The organism is Rugamonas sp. FW305-51, from assembly GCF_058786935.1.
In genome coordinates this window covers 19944-38215 of record NZ_JBYSZG010000053.1, presented here as the reverse complement: position 1 = coordinate 38215, position 18272 = coordinate 19944, and the positions used below count along the sequence as shown (strand labels likewise).

The following is an 18272-nucleotide window of genomic DNA, read 5'->3' as shown; positions in this document are numbered from 1 at the left end:
GCCAAGGTCCGCACTGGCCGGGGCCGGCGGACCAGTATTGGCGTCGGGACCGCCCATGAAAAAGGGCGGTGATTGCTCACCGCCCTCAGGCCCGGACCGGCAAGGCCGGCCGGATCGGTTCAGATCAGTTCAGGTCAGTTGAACTTGTACTGCGCGCCCACTTTGAAGTAGCGGCCGGTGGCGCCGGAAGCGTCCATCGGGTTGAAGCTCATGCCGCCGTAGGTCAGCGGATCGAGCGGGGCGATCTTGTCCAGCACGTTGTTGATCGACGCGAACAGTTGCAGCTGCTTGCTGTAGTTGTAGCGGGTCGACAGGTCGAGCGTGGTGAACGAGGCCAGGCGGCAGGCGCCGTTCGGCGACTTGCTGCCATCGGCCATCAACGTGGCGCAGTTGGCGCCTTCGTAGCGGATGTTCTTCATGTCCGAACGGTAGTTGATGGTGCCGCTGACGTTCCAGTCACCCTTGTCCCACGAGGTGATCAGGTTGATTTTGTCCTTCGGCGTGCCGGCGCAGTCCGACGTATCGCAGTTGCCATGGGTGCCGGCGAACTGGAAGGTCTGGTTCTTGTCGGCGCGTACCCACGAAGCGACGTGCGACCACACCAGGTTGATGGTGGCCTTGCCGTAGTTGCCCAGGCGCAGGCGCTGCTTGACGTCCAGGTCGATACCCTTGACTTCCGTGTAGCTGGAATTCTGGTAAGGGGCCTTGGAGATCAGCAGGGTGCCCGAGTTCGGGATCACGACGCCGTTCACGACCAGGTTGTTATCCTGGCGCACGGCCGTCGGCAGCGATGCCGCTTCCACGTACGACAGCGGGTTGATCTCGTTGGTGCGGCGGATCTTCCACGCGTCGAGCGACATGTTGGTGTCGTTCAGCGGGTCCCAGACCATGCCCAGGGTGTAGCCCTTGGACTTCTCCGGGGCCAGGTTGGGGTTGCCGACCTTGACGGCGCCGATCTGGATGTTGCAGTCCAGCGTGGTGGCGCCGCCGGCGGCTGGCTTGCCGCCAGGGCAACGCACCGGATCGACCACGGACGACGAGCCGGTCGACTGGCTGTCGGCGCTCGATTCAGCCACGCCGGGGGCGCGGAAGCCTTCCGTGTAGGTCCCACGCAGGGCGAAGCTCTTGACCGGGGTCCACTTCAGGCCCAGTTTCGGGGTGGTGGAGTTGAACTGGCTGTAGTGGTCGTAACGCAGCGCGGCCGACAGTTCCACCGTTTTCACGATGGGGGCCAGCACTTCGGCGTACATGGCCGAGACCTTGGTGTCGCCCTTGGCGGCCACGTAGCTGGTGTTGGTTGAACCGTCGGCGGTGCCGCTCAGCGACGGATTGTCCAGCTGCTCGCGGCGGTGCTCGGCGCCCACGGCCAGACCCAGGTTGCCACCTGGCAGCGCGAACAGTTCACGCGAGGCCTTGAAGTCGACGATGTCGAGCTTGGTGGTCGAGTCCGAGGTGGCGTTGGTCACCATGGCGGCGTACAGCGACGCCGGGTTCTTGTACGCCTGGCTGCCGATGTAGTACGGGAAGTACTGGCTGGTCGGGTCGCCCAGGGCGGCTTTCACCACCTTCATGTTCAGCTGGTTGGTCCACTCGATGTGCAGCTTCGATTCCGAGTGGGTCAGGCCGGTGTCGTAATCCCAGCCGAAGGCCGTGCCCTTGGCGCCGATGACGAAGCGGTTGAACTGGTTGTTGGCGATGTGGTTGCTTGGGCCCACGTCGAACATGGCGTAGCGCATACGGGTGTTCACGCCGAAGATGTTCTGCGGGTGCGAGGCGGCCATCTGCACGTCGTTGCTGTACAGGATGATGCCGGTCGGGTTGGCTGCCGTGCCAGGGAAGGTCACGTTAGGCGTGGCCGAGACGGGCGCCAGCGTGAACGAGCTGTTGCGTTGCGAGTAGCCCAGTTCCGTGTAGATCTGGTGGTCGGCGTTCAGTTGCAGCGTACCGCGCGTGTACAGGTTGACCGTTTCCACGTTCGGTTGCAGCGAACGGAACTGGTCCTGCGACCACAGGCAGCCGCCGGCCGGGTCTTGCTTGGCGGTCTGCGAGAACTGGCTGCAGCCGCCCAGCGACACGTAGTTGCCCGTCTTCGGATCGCGCAGGGCGCCGGTCGGGGTGTAGGAGGCGTTGCCGGGGGTGATGTAGCCGCCCATGTACTGGGTGTTCTGGGTGTAGCCCCATGGACGGATGTCGCCGTGGCCGATCCAGCCGCGGTCGGCGCGGTCGCTGGCGGCCAACAGGTCCGACTTCTTGTACTCGGCGTTGAACACCAGGTTGTACTTGTCGTCGTCCAGGTTGCCCTTGCCCACGGTCAGGGCGATGTTGTTCTGTTTGTTGTCGCTGTAACGCGAAGCGCCGGTGTCGGCCTTCAGCTGCACGCCTTCGAAGTCCTTGCGCAGGATGATGTTGACCACGCCGGCGATGGCGTCGGCGCCGTAGGTCGATGAGGCGCCATCTTTCAGCACTTCGATCCGCTCCACGATCTGCATCGGGATGGTGGACAGGTCGGTGAAGCTCTTCTGGCCGTCATCGGCGCGGGCGTACGGCGCCATGCGGCGGCCGTTCAGCAGCACCAGGGTGGAGGTGGCGCCCAGGCCGCGCAGGGAAATGGCGGTCGAGCCGGCGGCGAAGCCGCTGCCGAAACCGGTCGGCAGGGAGCCGGCGCCGTCCACGGTCAGGGTCTGCAGGAACTCGGCGACGGTCGCCTTGCCCGATTTCATCAGTTCTTCGCGGCCGATCATCTGGACCGGGGATGCGGTCTCGGCGGAGGCGCGCTTGATGCTCGAGCCCGTGATTTCGACGCGCTGGATGTTGGCGTCTTGTGCGAATGCCGGCTGGGCCAGCAGGCCCAGGCTTGCTGCCGCCACGCTGCCCGAGAACATCAGGCGCACGGAGCGGGAAATTACCGTTTCCATCATCATTACCAAAAACTCCTTAGAAAGATATCTAGACGGCGGCAAAACGCGCTCCCTGCTGCCTCGTGGGTAGCGGGAGCAAAGCATCAGTCGCCAATTCTTTCCAAAAATCACTTAATGTATTTTCAGAAGGGGCGCATCAGAACACCATGTGACGTTGCCTGTCAAACAAAATCGTCTAATTTGACGTGAAAAAGCAACAAATTGTTTGCGATTTGGAAATGTCGTGAGGAAATCATGCTGCGTTGCAGCATTTCATTTTGCGGGTCGGTTAGGAAATGACGAGGGAGCGCGGTGTGCGCGTTGTGCGCTGATGCAGCATTTTGGTGCATATGTTTGTGCGGTGCGGCACAAACTAGCCTTGACGGCGCTGAAGATGCACCAAAATGATGCAAAAATGTCAAAATTGGGACGCTGGAAAATGGCCATCTTGTTAAACCGCCAGCGCTGCGCGCTTCATGCACATCACAAGAAAAACGCCGCTGGTGATAAGCCGGCGGCGTCCGATGCAGCGCTTGAAACTGCTTAGAAGGTGTAGCTGCCGCGCAGGTAGAGCGCGCGGCCGACCGCGTCCGTGTAGCGCGGGTCATAGCCTTTCTGGAACAAGGTGCCCTGGTTGGAGAACGGCGGCGTCTTGTCCAGCAGGTTTTTCACGCCGGCCGTCAGGGTGGCGCCCTTGAGGCCGGTATAGCTGGCCGACAGGTTCCACAGACTGTAGGACGGCACGTGGTTCAGGTACTGTGGCGCCAGGTCCAGGTTCTGGTCGGTATAGCCGCTCTTGTACGATTGGGCCAGCGTCGCGCTCCACACACCCTGGCGCCAGTTCAGCGCGGCATTATGCTTCCAGCGGAAGACCGGATTGTTGGCCGCATACACGCCCACGTTTTGCGTAAAATCGCCGCCGCGTTCAACCTGGTACTCATACTTGTGGGTATAAGTGCCATCGAGCGAGAACGAGAGGTTGCCGTAGGCGGCGTCGCTGGAACGCAGGTTCAAGCTGACGTCGACGCCATCCGTGTTGACCTTGCCCAGGTTTTCCTTGGGGTCGAGGATGGCGTAGGGCGAGCCATCGGCATTGCGCAGGAAACGGTCCTGGTATTTGGCGTAGTTGCCATAGATGACCTCTTCCGGCAGGTAATCGATCTTGTCCCGCAGCTTGATGTTCCAGTAGTCCACCGCCAGCGTCGCCTGGGGTATCGGCTCGAGCACGATGCCGGCCGAGAAGGTGCGTGATTTTTCCGGATTCAGCTTGGAGTTGCCACTCTGCAGTTTGAACTGTTGCAAATCGCAGTCGCGCAGCGGGTTGGCGATCGGATTGCTGGAGATCACGCCGCCCGGGCACAGGACCGGGTCGCTGTATGAGTTGTTGGTATCGTTCTTCGAGGCCGGCGCATTCTTCTCGAACAGGGTGGGGGCGCGGAAGCCGGTCGAGGCCGAACCGCGCAGCAACACTTGCTTGGTTGGCTGGTAACGCAATCCCAGTTTGGGATTGGTGGTGTTGCCGACGTCGCTGTACTGGTCGAAGCGGGTGGCGAACTGCACTTCGAAGTCGGGCACCAACGGCAGGTTGACTTCGCCGAACACGGCCTTGATGGTGCGCGCGCCCGACGTCGATTGCGAACCCGACAGGCCGGAGCTGGCCGCCTGGCTGGCGATGTCGCGGTTGACGAAGAAGTTCGCTTCCTCGCGGCGCAGTTCGCCGCCGATGGCGACGGCAGCCTTGCCGCCGGCCATGTCCCACAGTTCGCGGCTGACCTTGGCATCGATGCCGGTGTTGCGGGTGGTGCCATCCTGCACCTTGCCGCGCAGGGCGGTGCTGTCCAGGTAAGCCTTGCCGGCCGCGTCCTGCAGGCCGAACGGATTCAGTACGCCGTTGAGGACGCCGGCCGCAAACGCGTCGTCGCGCACGTAGCCGCCGTTGAACCATTCGGCCGAACGGCTTTGCGACAGGGTAAAGCCGGTCTTGTAATCCCAGCCGCCGGCCAGGCCCTCGGCGTTGATACTGAGCCGGTCGGAGGCGCCCAGGGAGTTGATCTGGCGCTGGCCCGCTTCCAGCGGGCGCCAGTTGACGGACAGCGGCTGGCCCGACAGGCCGGGCTGGGCCGGTACGCCGCCCGCGTTGCCCGGATAGTATTTGCTGGTGATGGGCAGGATCAGGCCGGTCTGCGGCGGCGGCGCCGTGTGCGATACCACGTCGTTGGCCGAGTGCAGGTATTCGACATTGATCTGGTTGTCGTCGTTGACCTTGAAGGTGGCCTTGCCGAAGAACGCAGTCTGCTTTTGCGCCGGCAAGTCGTCGATCAGGCGCGTGTAGTCCTGGCGGCAAGTGCCGTTGCTGGCGCGGGGGACCGAATAGGGCTGGTCGCAACCGGTGGCGAAGCCCGGGTTGCCGACGGCATTCGAGCCCGGGTCGAAGTAGTTGCCGGGGAAGGTGGTGCCCGAGGTCAGGTTCAGGCCGCGCTCCGGGATGATGCCGGTCTTGGAGAAGTCACGCTGCTGCGAGGTCAGGATGTCGAGCTTGTGGTAATCGAACACGCCGAACAGGTTGAAGCCATCCTTGTTCAGGTCGCCGTAACCGGACGAAATATTGAGCCGTCTCTCGTCGGCGCCCGGTGCGCGCGGCATGATGGCCTCGGCCGCGACGGTCGTCGCCTGCACCGAGCGTTTGGTGATGAAGTTGATGACGCCGCCGATGGCGTCGGTACCGTAGATGGCGGACGCGCCGTCGCGCAGCACTTCGATCTTGTCCAGGGCCGAGATCGGGATAATGTTCAGGTCGACACTGGCGCCGTCGTAGGGATGGTTGGCGATGCGTCGTCCGTTCAGCAGCACCAGGGTCTTGTCGCTGCCCAGGCCGCGCAGATCGGCGCTCGACTGGCCACCCGTGGGCAGGCCGCTCTTGTTGCCGCCCACCACGTTACCCGAGCTCAGGCTGGACGTGTTCGAGGGAATCCGGTCCAGCACTTCCTGGGCCGTCGTCAAACCTTGCTTGACGAAATCTTCAGCCTTGATGACGGACAGGGGATTGGCCGTTTCCGATACCAGGCGTTTGATCGAAGAGCCCGTCACTTCCACCCGTTGCATGGGCTGGTTATCGCTGCTCTGGGCCAGCGCGGCGGCGGCGCTCATGCCCAGGCTCAGCGTCAGGCCTGTGGCGCACACCAGGCGCACCGAACGGGCGATTGCAGTTTCTTTCATCATTACAGAACTCCCTAAAAACATCCTGATTGTTATTTAGTCGGGTGCAGCCAGCGGGCTGGTCGACCCCTTGCGCGTCTATTTTTTGAAGTAAGGTTAATCTTCAAGCAATTAATAAGACCATCGCGGCTTGCCCTCTGTCAATAATGTTGGATGCGGCAAATTCAAATAATGAATGGCAAGTTAAATTCTATTCAGAATTTTATTTTGTTGATTATCGATTGGCTTCGAAGTTTGAAAATGCAATTATCGCAATAATGCCGTCTATTTAACTGTAAACGATGCATCTGGTTCGATTTCGTTCACGCTGGCGGCGAGGGAAAGGCGATGCGGCGGCCTTTGTTGGCGATACAAAAAATGCAGTGGATACAGGGCGACAGGCGCGCCGCGGTGTTGTGTCAGATATACACTCGCGTGGCGCGATAGCCGGAAACGGCGCGCACTTGACGGGCTGGTCTGCGCGACGCCTTGCGCGCATGGCCAGCCTGGCAGGCGATTCGACGTCGCCATCGTCGCGACAGCGCCCCGGCCAAGGGAGCGGGGGGGGGGGGCGGCTGGCCCACCGTCCGGCTGCCGGCCGTGGCAGATTTCGGTTATTGTTACGCCTGTTTGCTCCCCAGAAACCATCGAGACCCAGCGCAGGAAGGCCGACAATGAATGGAAGTACATTGCCCATGCTGGTCTTTCTGTCCGGGCTGCTGCTGGCGGCCCCGGCTTCGCCAGCGCTGGCGGCGGACGGCGCCGCGCCGGTCAAGGTGCTGCGCTACATCCTGCCGGCGGCCGAGACCAGTTTCGATCCGGCCATCGCGCGCGACCTGTACACGGGCCACGTCAACGAAGCCATCTTCGAGACCCTGTACACCTACGACTACCTGGCGCGCCCCGTCAAGCTGGCGCCGCAAACGGCCGCCGCCTTGCCCGAGATCGCGGCCGACGGCAAGACTTACACCATCCGCCTGCAGCGCGGCATCTATTTCACGCCGGATCCGGCATTTGGCGGCCAGCGGCGCGAGCTGACCGTGGCCGACTATGTATATTCCTGGAAGCGGCTGTTCGACCCGCGCCTGGCCTCGCCCCACAGCTGGCTGCTCGAGGGCAAGATCGTCGGCCTGGACCAGCTGGCGGCCGACGCCAGGCGCAGCGGCAAGTTCGATTACGACCGGCTCGTGGCGGGGCTGGAGCAGGTCGACCGCTATACGCTGCGCATCCACCTGACCCAGACCGATTTCAACCTGGGCATGATCCTGGCCTATGTGCCGCTGGGGGCGCTGGCGCGCGAAGTGGTGGCTCGCTACGGCGACAGCAAGGGCGAGGTGGCCGACCATCCGGTGGGCACGGGCGTGTACCAGCTGGGCCAGTGGGTGCGCGGCAGCCGCATCGTGCTTGAGGAAAATCCGGGGCACCGGCCCATGGTGTGGAACTTCCAGCCCGGCGACGACCCGGACGACCAGCGCATCGCGCGCCAGATGCGGGGCAAGAAGATCCCCCAGATCGGCCGCATCGAGATGACGGTGCAGCTGGAAGACCAGTCGCGCTGGCTGTCCTTCACCAGCGGCGAGGCCGACCTGTTCTGGCTGGACGGTCCGCTGGCGCCCAAGGCCCTGCTCGACGGCAAGTTGCGGCCCGAACTGGCGGCCAGGGGCATCCAGCTGTCGCGCCTGATCGACCCCGAGATCACTTATTACTACTGGAATATGCAGGATCCCGTGCTGGGCGGCTCAGCCAAGGACAAGGTCGCCCTGCGGCGCGCCATCGCCATGGCCCACAACGTGGACGAGGAAATCCGCCTGGTGTGGAATGGCCAGGCCACGCCGGTGCAATACCCCATCCCGCCCGGCGTGGTGGGTCACGATCCCGCCTACCGCAGCCTGCTGCAGTACGATCCCGTGCTGGCCAACAAGCTGCTCGACCGCTACGGCTACAAGAAGGACTCCGATGGCTGGCGCACGCTGCCCGACGGCAAGCCGCTGCGGGTACGCTACACGTCGCGCAACGAGGCCAGCGGCGTGCTGCAGGCCGAAATCTGGCGCAAGACCTACAACGCGCTGGCCATCCACATGGACAACGAGCGCATGACGCTGGGCGACATCATGAAGGCCGAGCCGCTGTGCAAGCTGCAAACGCGCAACTTCCAGTGGATTGCCGACTTCCCCGACGGCGACAACTTCATGCAACTGTTCTACGGCGGCAATGTGGGCCAGAACAACGCTGCCTGTTACAAGGATAAGCAGTTCGACGCCTGGTACGCGGCCAGCCATGCCTTGCCGGCCGGACCGGAGCGCGATGCGCTGTACCACAAGATGGCGCGCAGCATCGAAGTCAACGGCGCCGCCCTGATGGGCTATGCCCGTTACCGCAATATGCTGGCGCAACCGGCCGTGCTGGGGTATAAGAAGCATCCCATCCTGCATCAGGAATGGCCGTACATCGACCTCGACCGCACGGCCGGCCCTGCCAGATAAGCGCAGCTAATAAAAGAAGAAAAAGATCATGTTTGCTTATATCGTGCGCCGTCTGTGGCAAATGCTGCCCACCATGCTGGGCGTGGTGCTGCTGGTGTTCATCCTGTTTAACTGGGTGGGCGGCGACCCCGCCTATATCCTGGCCGGCAAGATGTCCAATGCCCAGAGCATTGCCAACATCCGCCACCAGTTGGGCGTGGATCAGCCGTATTACGTGCAGTTGTGGATCTTTATCAAGCAGATCGTGACGTTCGACTTCGGCCAGAGCTGGGCTACGGGCGAGGCCGTGTCCAGCATCGTGACCACCCGGCTGGGGCCGTCGCTGACGGTGCTGGTGCCGCTGACCATATTGGAAACGGCGCTCGGCATCGGGCTGGCGCTGGCCATCGCCTTCGTGCGCGGCTCGCTGACGGACCGCGCCGTCATGGTCGCTTGCACGGTGGGCATGTCGGTCAGCATCCTGGTCTACATCATCGGGTTCCAGTACGGCCTGGCTTACCGGCTGGGACTGTTTCCCGTGCAGGGTTGGGGCGACAGTTTCTGGAGCAACCTGCTGCGCTATGCACCGTTGCCGATCCTGATCGGGCTGGCCGTGTCGGTGGCGCCCACGTTGCGGCTGTTCCGCAGCTTCGTGCTGGATGAAGTGGGGCAGGATTATGTGCGCACGGCCCGCGCCAAGGGGCTGTCCGAACGGCGCGTGATGTGGGTCCACGTGCTGCGCAATGCCGCCATTCCCATCATTACCTACGTGATGTCGAACCTGCCGGCGCTGTTGATCGGCGCGTTCTTGCTGGAGCGTTTCTTCGGCATTCCCGGCATCGGGCGCGAAGTGATCCTGGCCGTCGAGCGCAGCGATTTTCCCGTCATTAAGGCCATCACGATTTATGTGGCGGTCGCCACCATGGTCGTCAACCTGCTCACCGACCTGCTGTACCAGGCCGTCGATCCACGCGTGCAGCTGACATGAGGACGAGCGATGCGTGATTCCCTGGCATCTCCCGGCTTGTGGGCCCTGGCCTGGCGCCGCTTGCGGGCCGACCGGCTGGCCATGGCGGCGCTGGCCGTGGTGGCGGCTTTCCTGCTGATGCTGCTGTTGTCGGCCAGCGGGCTGATCGTGGCGGACTGGGAGGATGAGGTGGCCGTCAATTACGCGCCGCCCACGTTCCTGCTGGAGCATGCGAACCCGGCGGCAAGTGCAAGTGCAAGTGCAAGTGCAAGTGCAAGTGCAAGTGCAAGTGCAAGCGCTAGCGCTAGCGCGACTGCGATAGCGTCCGCGCCGAATTCCGCACCGGAACCGGACGCGGCTGGCGTACCTGCCGCGGCTGCCTCGGGCATCGCCTCCAGCTCCGCTGCCACCGCCACCGCTACCGCCACAAACGCCGCGCCACCGCCCGACAACCCATTCGACCCGCTTGCCGTCGACCTGGCCGAACTGCGGGCCCAGCTGAACGGGCAGGGCGCCCCTGCGCCCGATCTGTACGGCGTGACCGATCCGCTGGCGGCCGACCTGGCGCAGTTGCGCGCCACGCTGCCGGCCGCCGCCCGCGGCCACGCGGCGCGTCTGGCCAGCCTGCCGTTCGGGGCCGACAAATGGGGCCATGACGTACTCAGGAAAACCATCAAGGGCGGCGAAACGTCGATCGTCGTCGGCCTGGTGGCGGCCCTGCTGGCTGTGGCGCTGGGCACGCTGTTCGGGGCCGTGTCCGGCTATTTCGGCGGTCTGGTGGACGACCTGTTCAACTGGTTCTACAGCATCTTCACTGCCATCCCGTCCATCCTGATGATACTGGCCGTGGCCGCCGTGCTGCAGCAAAAGGGCGTGACTACCATCGTGCTGATCCTGGGTCTGACAGGCTGGACCGGCCCGTACCGCCTGATACGGGCCGAATACATCAAGCACAAGGGGCGCGAATACGTGCTGGCGGCGGACGCCATCGGCGCCTCGCACTGGCGCAAGATGTTCGGCCACATCTTTCCCAACGTCAGCCACGTGGCGCTGGTGCAGCTGTCTATCCTGGTGGTGGGCTTCATCAAGGCCGAGGTCATCCTCAGCTTCCTGGGCTTCGGCGTGCCGGTCGGCGTGGTGTCCTGGGGTAGCATGCTGAACGAGGCGCAGAACGAGCTGATACTGGGCAAGTGGTGGCAGCTGACGGCCGCCGCCGTGGCCATGGCGCTGCTGGTGACGGCGTTCTCGCTGCTGACGGACGCGCTGCGCGACGCGCTCGATCCCAAGATCAGGAGCCAGGCATGAACGCCGATCACCGCACCGATAACTTGCTGGAAGTGCGCGACCTGCGGGTGCGCTTCCGTATCGACCGGCAACGCAGCGTGGAGGCCGTCAAGGGCATCGCGTTCGACGTGCCGCGCAATGCGACGGTGGCGCTGGTGGGCGAATCGGGCAGCGGAAAATCGGTCAGCGCGCTGGCCGTGATGGGCCTGCTGCCGCCCGACAGCGCCACGATCGATCCGGCCGCCAGCATCCGCTTCGGCGGGCGCGAGCTGCTGGCGCTGGACGCCCGGGAGCGGCGTGCCCTGTGCGGCAAGGACGTGGCCATGATCTTCCAGGAACCCATGTCCTCGCTCAATCCCGTGTTCACGGTGGGCTTCCAGATCGGCGAGGTGCTGCGGCGCCACATGGGCATGGACCGGCGCCAGGCCCGCGCCCGCACGCTGGCGCTGCTCGACGAGGTGGGCATTCCGGACCCGGCCCGCAAGATCGACGCCTATCCCGGCCAGCTCTCGGGCGGCCAGCAGCAGCGCGTGATGATCGCCATGGCCATCGCCTGCGAACCGCAGTTGCTGATCGCCGACGAGCCCACCACGGCGCTGGACGTGACGATACAGAAGCAGATCATGGAGCTGCTGGCCAGCCTGCGCCGCAAGCACCGGATGTCGGTGCTGTTCATCACCCACGACCTGGCGCTGGTGGGCGAGATCGCCGACCACGTGATCGTCATGCGCCACGGCGAAGTGCGCGAGACGGGGGCCGTGCGCCAGGTGTTCGGCCAGCCGCGCGATGCTTACACCCAGGCCTTGCTGCACTGCCGGCCACCGCTGGCGGCGCGGCCCTGGCGCCTGCCCGTGATCGCCGACTACCTGGACGGCAAGGCCGGCGCCCAGGCCGAACCGGCCCGCCAGCGCGTGCGCGGCTACGCGCCGGATGACGAGACGGTGCTGACGGTGCATCAGCTGAGCAAGAGTTTCCAGCTGCGTGACGGGTGGTTCGGCAAGCGCGAGTTCCAGGCCGTGCGCGACGTGTCGTTCACGCTGGCGCGCGGCAAGACGCTGGGCGTGGTGGGCGAGTCCGGTTCCGGCAAGACCACGGTCGGCCTCACGCTGCTGCGATTGCACCAGGCCACGGCCGGCAGCGCCATGTTCGAGGGGCGCGACCTGCTGGCCATGAGCGCGCGCGAATTCCTGCCCTACAAGCGGCGCATCCAGATCATTTTCCAGAATCCCTACGCTTCGCTCAATCCGCGCTACACGGTGGGCCAGATCCTGCTGGAGCCGATGCGCATCCACGCCATCGGCGCCGACGACCGGGTCCGCAATGCCATGGCTTGCCAGCTGCTGGAGCGGGTGGGGCTGCCGGCGCAGGCCATGCACCGCTATCCGCATGAGTTTTCCGGCGGCCAGCGGCAGCGCATCGCCATCGCCCGCTGCCTGACCATGAAGCCGGAGATCCTCGTGTGCGACGAATCGGTGTCGGCGCTGGACGTGTCGGTGCAGGCCCAGGTGCTTAACCTGCTGCAGGACTTGCAGGATGAATACGGCTTGTCCTACCTGTTCATTTCGCACGACTTGTCGGTCGTGAAATACATGGCGGACCAGGTCATGGTGATGCACCAGGGCAGGGTGGTGGAGCTGGCCAATTCGGATCAGCTGTACCGCAATCCCGCCCATCCGTACACGCGCAGCCTGCTGGCGGCCGTGCCGCGCGGCCTTGGCGGTTAGTGGGCCAGGCCTGCGGCCGGCGCGCCCTGGCGGCGGCCTGCCGTCCAGCCGGCGGCGCCGTTTTACGCTAAGATAGCGGGATGGCCAATCTCATCCCACTGCTGCAACAATACGGCGTCCTGATCGTGTTCGCCGTCGTGCTGGTCGAGCAGATCGGGTTGCCCATACCCGCCTATCCGGTGCTGATCGTGGCCGGCGCGCTGGCCAAGGACGGCGACCTGGCCTGGCCCGGCGTGCTGGCCGTGAGCCTGCTGGCCTGCCTGATTAGCGACCAGTTCTGGTTCCACGCCGGGCGCTACTTCGGCAAACGCATCCTCAAGCTGCTGTGCCGCATCTCGCTGTCGCCCGACTACTGCGTGAGCCAGACGGAAGACAATTTCAAGCGCTGGGGACCGAAGGCGCTGATGGTGTCCAAGTTCATCCCCGGTTTCAACACCATCGCCTCGCCGCTGGCCGGCGCCATGGGCACGGCCAAGGCCACCTTCCTCGGCTTCAGCATGGCCGGCGGCCTGCTGTGGAGCGGCACCGGCATCGGCATCGGCGCCTATTTCCACACCAGCGTGGCGCAGGTGCTGGGCATCCTCAGCACCATGGGCACGACGGCGCTGATCGTGCTGGGCGTATTGCTGGGCCTGTTCGTAACGTTCAAGTATGTGGAGCGCAAGCGTTTCCACCAGTCCGTGCAGGTGGATCGCATCACCATCGACGAGTTGAAAAGCCTGCTCGATGAGGGCCACGAGCCGGTGCTGGTGGACGCCCGCAGCGCGACGGCGCAGCTGCTGGAGCCGGCCGTGCCGGGCGCGCTGCTGTTCAATGGCGGCGTGCCGATCCCGGAACTGGCGGCGCTGGACAAGGATCGCCACATCGTCGTCTATTGCAGCTGCCCTAACGACGTGTCGGCCGCCCACGTGGCCAAGGAACTGCTGGCCCATGGCTTCCACCGTGCCAAGCCGCTGCACGGCGGCCTGGAAGCGTGGAACCTGGCGTTCGGGCCGGCGCCGGTGCCAGCCCCGACCAAAGTCGTGCACGACAGTACCGCGGCCGTCTGATCCCTGCGCGACGGCACGGCCGTCGCTTGTAGCCTGCATGACCGCCTGGCCGGTCCGCTGCGCCGCGCATCCTCCCTTCGTCTATTCGATCCGCCCCGCACCGGTATCGCCGCGCCGCCGCGCGCCGGCACGCTTCCGATCGCCGCCAACCCTTGAAATGGTAGTCATACTACGAGGCCAATATTTCATAATGTAATTTTTTGTAGGAAATGTCGCTATGCGTGTACTAAAACTACAAACAATACTTGCGGATCGGCTAAGAAATCCATTAAGCTTAGGGCTCAACTTCTTTTGATCCATCATGACAGCCCAGTCCATCCCAGCGCCGCACTCTTCGACCACTGCTTTCCCTGGCGGCCCGCGCCTGCTGGCCGATGTGGGAGGCACCAATGCACGTTTCGCCCTGGAACTGGCGCCGGGCCGGATTGACCTGATCAATGTATTGCCATGTGCGGACTATCCGACCCTGGCCGCCGCCTTGCAGGCTTACCTGGCCTTGCCGGCCGTGGTGCAGGCGGGCCTGGGGCCGGTGCGGCAGGGTGCCATCGCCATTGCCAATCCCGTCACGGGCGACCTGGTGCGCATGACCAACCACCATTGGGAGTTTTCCATCGAAGCCTTGCGCACCGAGTGCGGTTTCGAGACGCTGGTGGTGGTCAACGATTTCACGGCCCTGGCCCGCTCGTTGCCCTTGCTGTCCGCCACCCAGAAGCACCAGGTGGGCGGCGGCGCGGCCCAGGCCGGTGCCCCGCTGGGCCTGATCGGCGCCGGCACGGGGCTGGGCGTGTCCGGCCTGATCCCGGCCGGCGACAGCTGGACGGCTTTGCTCAGCGAGGGCGGTCACGTCAGTTTCTCGCCCGTCAACGAGACGGAAATCGCCGTCCTGCGTTTCGCCTGGCGCGAATTCGAGCACGTGTCGGCCGAACGGTTGATGTCGGGCGTCGGGATCGAACTGATCTACCGCGCCCTGGCCGACCATACGGGCGTGCCGGCGGAAGCGATCGGCGCGCCGGAAATCACGCGCCGCGCACTGGCCGGCGAATCGGCCCTGTGCGACCAGGTGATCGAGGCGTTCTGCTGCATGCTGGGCACGGTGGCCAGCAACGTGGCCATCACACTGGGCGCCCAGGGCGGAATCTACATCGGCGGCGGCATCGTGCCCCGTCTTGGTGCACGCTTCGACCGTTCCGGCTTCCGTGCCCGCTTCGAACAGAAGGGCCGCTTTGCTGCCTACCTGGCCAAAGTGCCCACTTTCGTCATCACGGCTGAGTACCCGGCCTTCGTTGGTGTGTCGGCAATCTTGTCCGAGAGACTTGCTTAAGCGTAAGCTCTGTTACATTTCGCCGTGAGCGAAATGCGCTTTTCAGTCTTTTATCAGGTACAATTCGCTCTGTTGGATGAAACGGCATGGATCGTTCGCACCGCTTTTCGCCCGAAAACGGCGCGCCAGGATCGCGTTTCACTTGAAATCAACGGCAGCTGCTTCAGTGTCGCGGCACCGTAGGTGGTATGTCTCTCCCTCCCGCTCAGCGCGCATCGGCCCGGGCGTCGGAAAAACCAGCTTCAGCGAGTACTCCAGCCAGGCGGCATCCCGGATGCCGGCCATACGCCTCACTGATTGTTATTGATTTCTTTCTTGCATGTGAATGCAGCCACAAGATTGCTATGAATACAGGTGAGGCGAAAAAAGTCCTCGAAACCGCGCTGCTGTGCGCGCATGAGCCCTTGTCCATCCACAGTCTGAAGAAGCTGTATGTCGACGTGGACGACCAGGGCCGGCCGCGTGGCCCCGGGGTCGGCGCCGATACGATCAAGGCATTGCTGGAAGAATTGCGGCTGGACTGGGCTGGCAAGGGCATCGAAGTGGTCAGCCTGTCGAGCGGCTGGCGTTTCCAGAGCCGGCCGGAAATGAAGTTGTACCTGGACCGCCTGAACCCGGAAAAGCCGCCCAAATATTCGCGCGCTACCCTGGAAACGCTGGCCATCATCGCCTACCGCCAGCCGGTGACGCGCGGCGACATCGAGGAAATCCGCGGTGTGGCCGTCAACTCGCAGACGATCAAGATGCTGGAAGACCGCGGCTGGGTCGATGCGATCGGTTATCGCGACGTGGTCGGCCGCCCCGCTTTGCTGGGCACGACCAAGCAGTTTTTGGATGATCTGGGCTTGAATTCGCTGTCCCAGCTGCCGCCGTTGCAGACAATCAGTGAAATGCAGGGTGGCGGTCCCGATATGGAAGCGCTGGAAGCGGCCCTGCAGGAAAATTTTGCGGCACATAATGCCGCGCAACAAACAGTTGGTACGGATGGTGAGGCGGAAGTGGCCGTAGATGTCACGGCAAGCCCGGAAGCCGGCCACGACGCGGGGACGGCTGATGTATCGCCGGCCCCGGCCATTACCCACGGCCCTGCGCCAGATTTAACGGTTGACGCTGAGCACAACCAAGAAATGAATAATGAACAATCCTAATTCTCCAGAGTCAGTCAGCGGCGCAGTTGCCGCCGAAGTGGTCGCCAAGCCTAAACGCCGCACCAAAGCCCAGATCGAAGCCGACAACGCGGCCGCTGCCGCTGCGGGCGAACCCGTCGCGGCCAAGCCCAAGCGCAAACCGAAGGCGGTAGCCGAGGCTGCCGCACCGGCCGCCGAGGCACCGGTCGCCGCCGCGCCTGCCGAAGCACCCATCAAGAAGCCGCGCGCCAAGCCGGCCGCCAAGGCCGACGCTGCCGCGCCGGAAACGGCGCCGGCCGCCACGCCAGCTGCCGTCAAGCCGGCCGCTGCCAAGCCAGTCGCCGCCAAACCAGCTGCCGCCAAGCCAGCCGCTGCCGCACCTGTAGCGGCCGCGCCTGCCGCTGCTGCTACGTCTGCTCCTGCGCCAGCTGCCGCATCCAGCACTGCCGAGACCGTCGCGCCAGCGACGTCCGCTCCGGCCGAAGCTGCCGCCGGCGAACGCGCCGAGCGCGGCCCACGTCCGCCGCGCGGTCCGCGCCAGATGCGCGAACAGCGCGCCGCCCGCCAGGCCGCCATGCCGCGTCCCGAGCCAGTAGTCGCCGTTGAAGGCGAAGCGCCGGCCGAAGGCGAAGGCGTGTGGCCCAAGGATGGCAAGCCACGCCACGAGCGCGGTCCCCGCAACGAAGCGCGCGGCGCCGGCAAGGGCCAGCCCAACCAGCAAAAAGGCAAGGGCGGCAAGCAGCAACAGCGCGGCGCCCAGGGTGGCAAGGGCGGTGCGCCCAAGGCCAACGATGCCGATGCCGTGTTCTCGTTCGTGACCTCGGATGCCTACGACAGCGAAGGCGGCGGCCAGGGCCGCGCCGCGCCGGCCAAAGCCGTGCGCCGCGACCTGACGGCGGATGACGATGCGCCCAAGCTGCACAAGGTGCTGGCGGAGGCGGGCCTCGGTTCGCGCCGCGACATGGAAGAACTGATCATTGCTGGCCGCGTGTCCGTCAACGGTGAGCCGGCCCACATCGGCCAGCGCATCCTGGATACCGACCAGGTCCGCATCAACGGCAAGCTGATCCAGCGCCGCGTGAGCAAGAAGCCGCCGCGCGTGCTGGTCTACCACAAGCCGGCCGGCGAGATCGTCAGCCATGACGATCCGGATGGCCGTCCGTCCGTGTTCGACCGCCTGCCCACCATGAAGGCCGGCAAATGGCTGGCCGTGGGCCGCCTGGACTTCAATACGGAAGGCTTGCTGCTGTTTACCACCTCGGGCGACCTGGCCAACCGGCTGATGCACCCGCGCTACGGCATCGACCGCGAATACGCGGTGCGTACGCTGGGCGAGCTGGAAGAGGGCATGCGCCAGAAGCTGCTGGCCGGCGTCGAGCTGGAAGACGGCCTGGCGCAGTTCTCCAAGATCGCCGATGGCGGCGGCGAAGGCATCAACAAGTGGTATCGCGTGGTGATCGGCGAAGGCCGTAACCGCGAAGTGCGCCGCATGTTCGAAGCGATCGGCCTGACCGTGTCGCGCCTGATCCGTACCCGCTACGGCGCCATGACGCTGCCGAGCAGCCTCAAGCGCGGCCGCTGGGAAGAGATGGAAGAAAACACCGTGCGCGACCTGATGGCCGCCTACGGTGTGGAAAAGAAAGTGCCGGGCGAAGCGCGCGGCGCCAACGCCAAGGGCGCCGGTCCGAAGCGCGAGCGCGGCCAGCGCGGTGAGCGCGCTGAACGCGATGAGCACGACGAGCGCGATGAGCCTAACTTCAACCGCATCGACGTCAGCAACGACAATGCGCTGCCGTTCCCGAAACCGGCCCGTGGCCAGGGCCGCGGCCCAGGTATGGGTCGTCCGGGCGGCGCGGGCATGGGCCAGAGCGGCCGTCCAGGTGGCCGTCCGCAAGGCCTGGGTGCCTACGCTGGCGGCCGTCCGCTGGGCGGCGGTTTCGAAGGCCAGGGGCAGGGCCGGGGCAAGCCACAAGGTCCGGGCCGTGCGCAAGGCCAGGGTCAGGGGCAAGGTCGTGCGCAAGGCCAGGGTCAAGGCCAGGGCCAGGGTTTCGGCGCCGCCAAGGGCCCGCAGCGCGGTCCGCGCCAGCCCGATCCGCTGCAGACCACCTTCGGTTTCGGCAACGCCAGCGCGCCGCGCCGCAACCAGCCGCCCCGTGGCGGCGCCATCGACCATGGCATGCCGCGCCGCCGTAAAGGCTGACGTGGCGACGGCCGTCGCGGCCTGTTTGCCGCGTCGGCCGCCAGGC

11 protein-coding genes are annotated in these 18272 nt (G+C 64.8%); 9 read left to right on the top strand and 2 right to left on the bottom strand.

All coding sequences use genetic code 11. The features are described from left to right. Positions 1-134 precede the first annotated feature (134 nt). On the bottom strand, positions 135-2921 hold the full coding sequence (locus AC3WOS_RS24915) for a TonB-dependent receptor (RefSeq protein ID WP_492719541.1): 2787 nt from the start codon (positions 2919-2921) through the stop codon (positions 135-137). Between the two features lie 355 nt (positions 2922-3276). Here AC3WOS_RS24915 and AC3WOS_RS24910 point away from each other — a divergent pair, with 355 nt between their 5' ends. Next, the gene (locus tag AC3WOS_RS24910; protein ID WP_492719539.1) at positions 3277-3444 is read left to right on the top strand and encodes a hypothetical protein; all 168 of its coding nucleotides are present in this window, start codon (positions 3277-3279) and stop codon (positions 3442-3444) included. On the opposite strand, the gene AC3WOS_RS24905 is transcribed toward AC3WOS_RS24910, so the two are convergent. After that, positions 3441-6116, bottom strand: coding sequence for a TonB-dependent receptor (locus tag AC3WOS_RS24905; protein ID WP_492719537.1), 2676 nt, complete (start codon positions 6114-6116; stop codon positions 3441-3443). The two genes, AC3WOS_RS24910 and AC3WOS_RS24905, sit on opposite strands and share 4 nt — an antisense overlap. A 671-nt stretch (positions 6117-6787) precedes the next feature. On the opposite strand from AC3WOS_RS24905, the gene AC3WOS_RS24900 reads away from it, so the two are divergent. The 8 genes from AC3WOS_RS24900 to AC3WOS_RS24865 all read left to right on the top strand — a co-directional run bounded on the left by AC3WOS_RS24900 (position 6788) and on the right by AC3WOS_RS24865 (position 18226). Further along, a complete protein-coding gene (locus tag AC3WOS_RS24900; RefSeq protein ID WP_492719535.1) occupies positions 6788-8575 on the top strand; it encodes an ABC transporter substrate-binding protein in 1788 nt (595 codons plus the stop codon). A gap of 28 nt (positions 8576-8603) precedes the next feature. Next, positions 8604-9542, top strand: coding sequence for an ABC transporter permease (locus AC3WOS_RS24895; RefSeq protein ID WP_492719533.1), 939 nt, complete (start codon positions 8604-8606; stop codon positions 9540-9542). 9 nt (positions 9543-9551) lie between these two features. Beyond that, positions 9552-10826: an ABC transporter permease gene (locus tag AC3WOS_RS24890; RefSeq protein ID WP_492719532.1), complete on the top strand. Its 1275-nt coding sequence runs from the start codon at positions 9552-9554 to the stop codon at positions 10824-10826. Beyond that, a complete protein-coding gene (locus AC3WOS_RS24885; RefSeq protein ID WP_492719530.1) occupies positions 10823-12529 on the top strand; it encodes an ABC transporter ATP-binding protein in 1707 nt (568 codons plus the stop codon). Before AC3WOS_RS24890 ends, AC3WOS_RS24885 begins: the two co-directional genes overlap by 4 nt. A gap of 80 nt (positions 12530-12609) precedes the next feature. Then, positions 12610-13578 carry a VTT domain-containing protein gene (locus AC3WOS_RS24880; protein ID WP_492719529.1) on the top strand — a complete coding sequence of 323 codons (969 nt, stop codon included), beginning with the start codon at positions 12610-12612 and terminating at the stop codon, positions 13576-13578. Between the two features lie 301 nt (positions 13579-13879). Then, the gene (locus AC3WOS_RS24875) at positions 13880-14899 is read left to right on the top strand and encodes a glucokinase (RefSeq protein WP_492719527.1); all 1020 of its coding nucleotides are present in this window, start codon (positions 13880-13882) and stop codon (positions 14897-14899) included. Between the two features lie 344 nt (positions 14900-15243). After that, entirely contained in the window at positions 15244-16047 is an 804-nt protein-coding gene (gene scpB, locus AC3WOS_RS24870; RefSeq protein ID WP_492719525.1) for an SMC-Scp complex subunit ScpB, read from the top strand. Further along, positions 16034-18226, top strand: coding sequence for a pseudouridine synthase (locus tag AC3WOS_RS24865; RefSeq protein ID WP_492719524.1), 2193 nt, complete (start codon positions 16034-16036; stop codon positions 18224-18226). Before scpB ends, AC3WOS_RS24865 begins: the two co-directional genes overlap by 14 nt. Positions 18227-18272: the final 46 nt, after the last annotated feature.

Excerpts from the sequence above, each read along its gene's own strand:
- AC3WOS_RS24915 (WP_492719541.1), bottom strand. The coding sequence starts at position 2,921 with ATGATGATGGAAACGGTAATTTCCCGCTCCGTGCGCCTGATGTTCTCG.
- AC3WOS_RS24905 (WP_492719537.1), bottom strand. The coding sequence starts at position 6,116 with ATGATGAAAGAAACTGCAATCGCCCGTTCGGTGCGCCTGGTGTGCGCC.
- AC3WOS_RS24900 (WP_492719535.1), top strand. The coding sequence starts at position 6,788 with ATGCTGGTCTTTCTGTCCGGGCTGCTGCTGGCGGCCCCGGCTTCGCCA.
- AC3WOS_RS24895 (WP_492719533.1), top strand. The coding sequence starts at position 8,604 with ATGTTTGCTTATATCGTGCGCCGTCTGTGGCAAATGCTGCCCACCATG.
- AC3WOS_RS24890 (WP_492719532.1), top strand. The coding sequence starts at position 9,552 with ATGCGTGATTCCCTGGCATCTCCCGGCTTGTGGGCCCTGGCCTGGCGC.
- AC3WOS_RS24885 (WP_492719530.1), top strand. The coding sequence starts at position 10,823 with ATGAACGCCGATCACCGCACCGATAACTTGCTGGAAGTGCGCGACCTG.
- AC3WOS_RS24880 (WP_492719529.1), top strand. The coding sequence starts at position 12,610 with ATGGCCAATCTCATCCCACTGCTGCAACAATACGGCGTCCTGATCGTG.
- AC3WOS_RS24875 (WP_492719527.1), top strand. The coding sequence starts at position 13,880 with ATGACAGCCCAGTCCATCCCAGCGCCGCACTCTTCGACCACTGCTTTC.
- scpB (WP_492719525.1), top strand. The coding sequence starts at position 15,244 with ATGAATACAGGTGAGGCGAAAAAAGTCCTCGAAACCGCGCTGCTGTGC.
- AC3WOS_RS24865 (WP_492719524.1), top strand. The coding sequence starts at position 16,034 with ATGAACAATCCTAATTCTCCAGAGTCAGTCAGCGGCGCAGTTGCCGCC.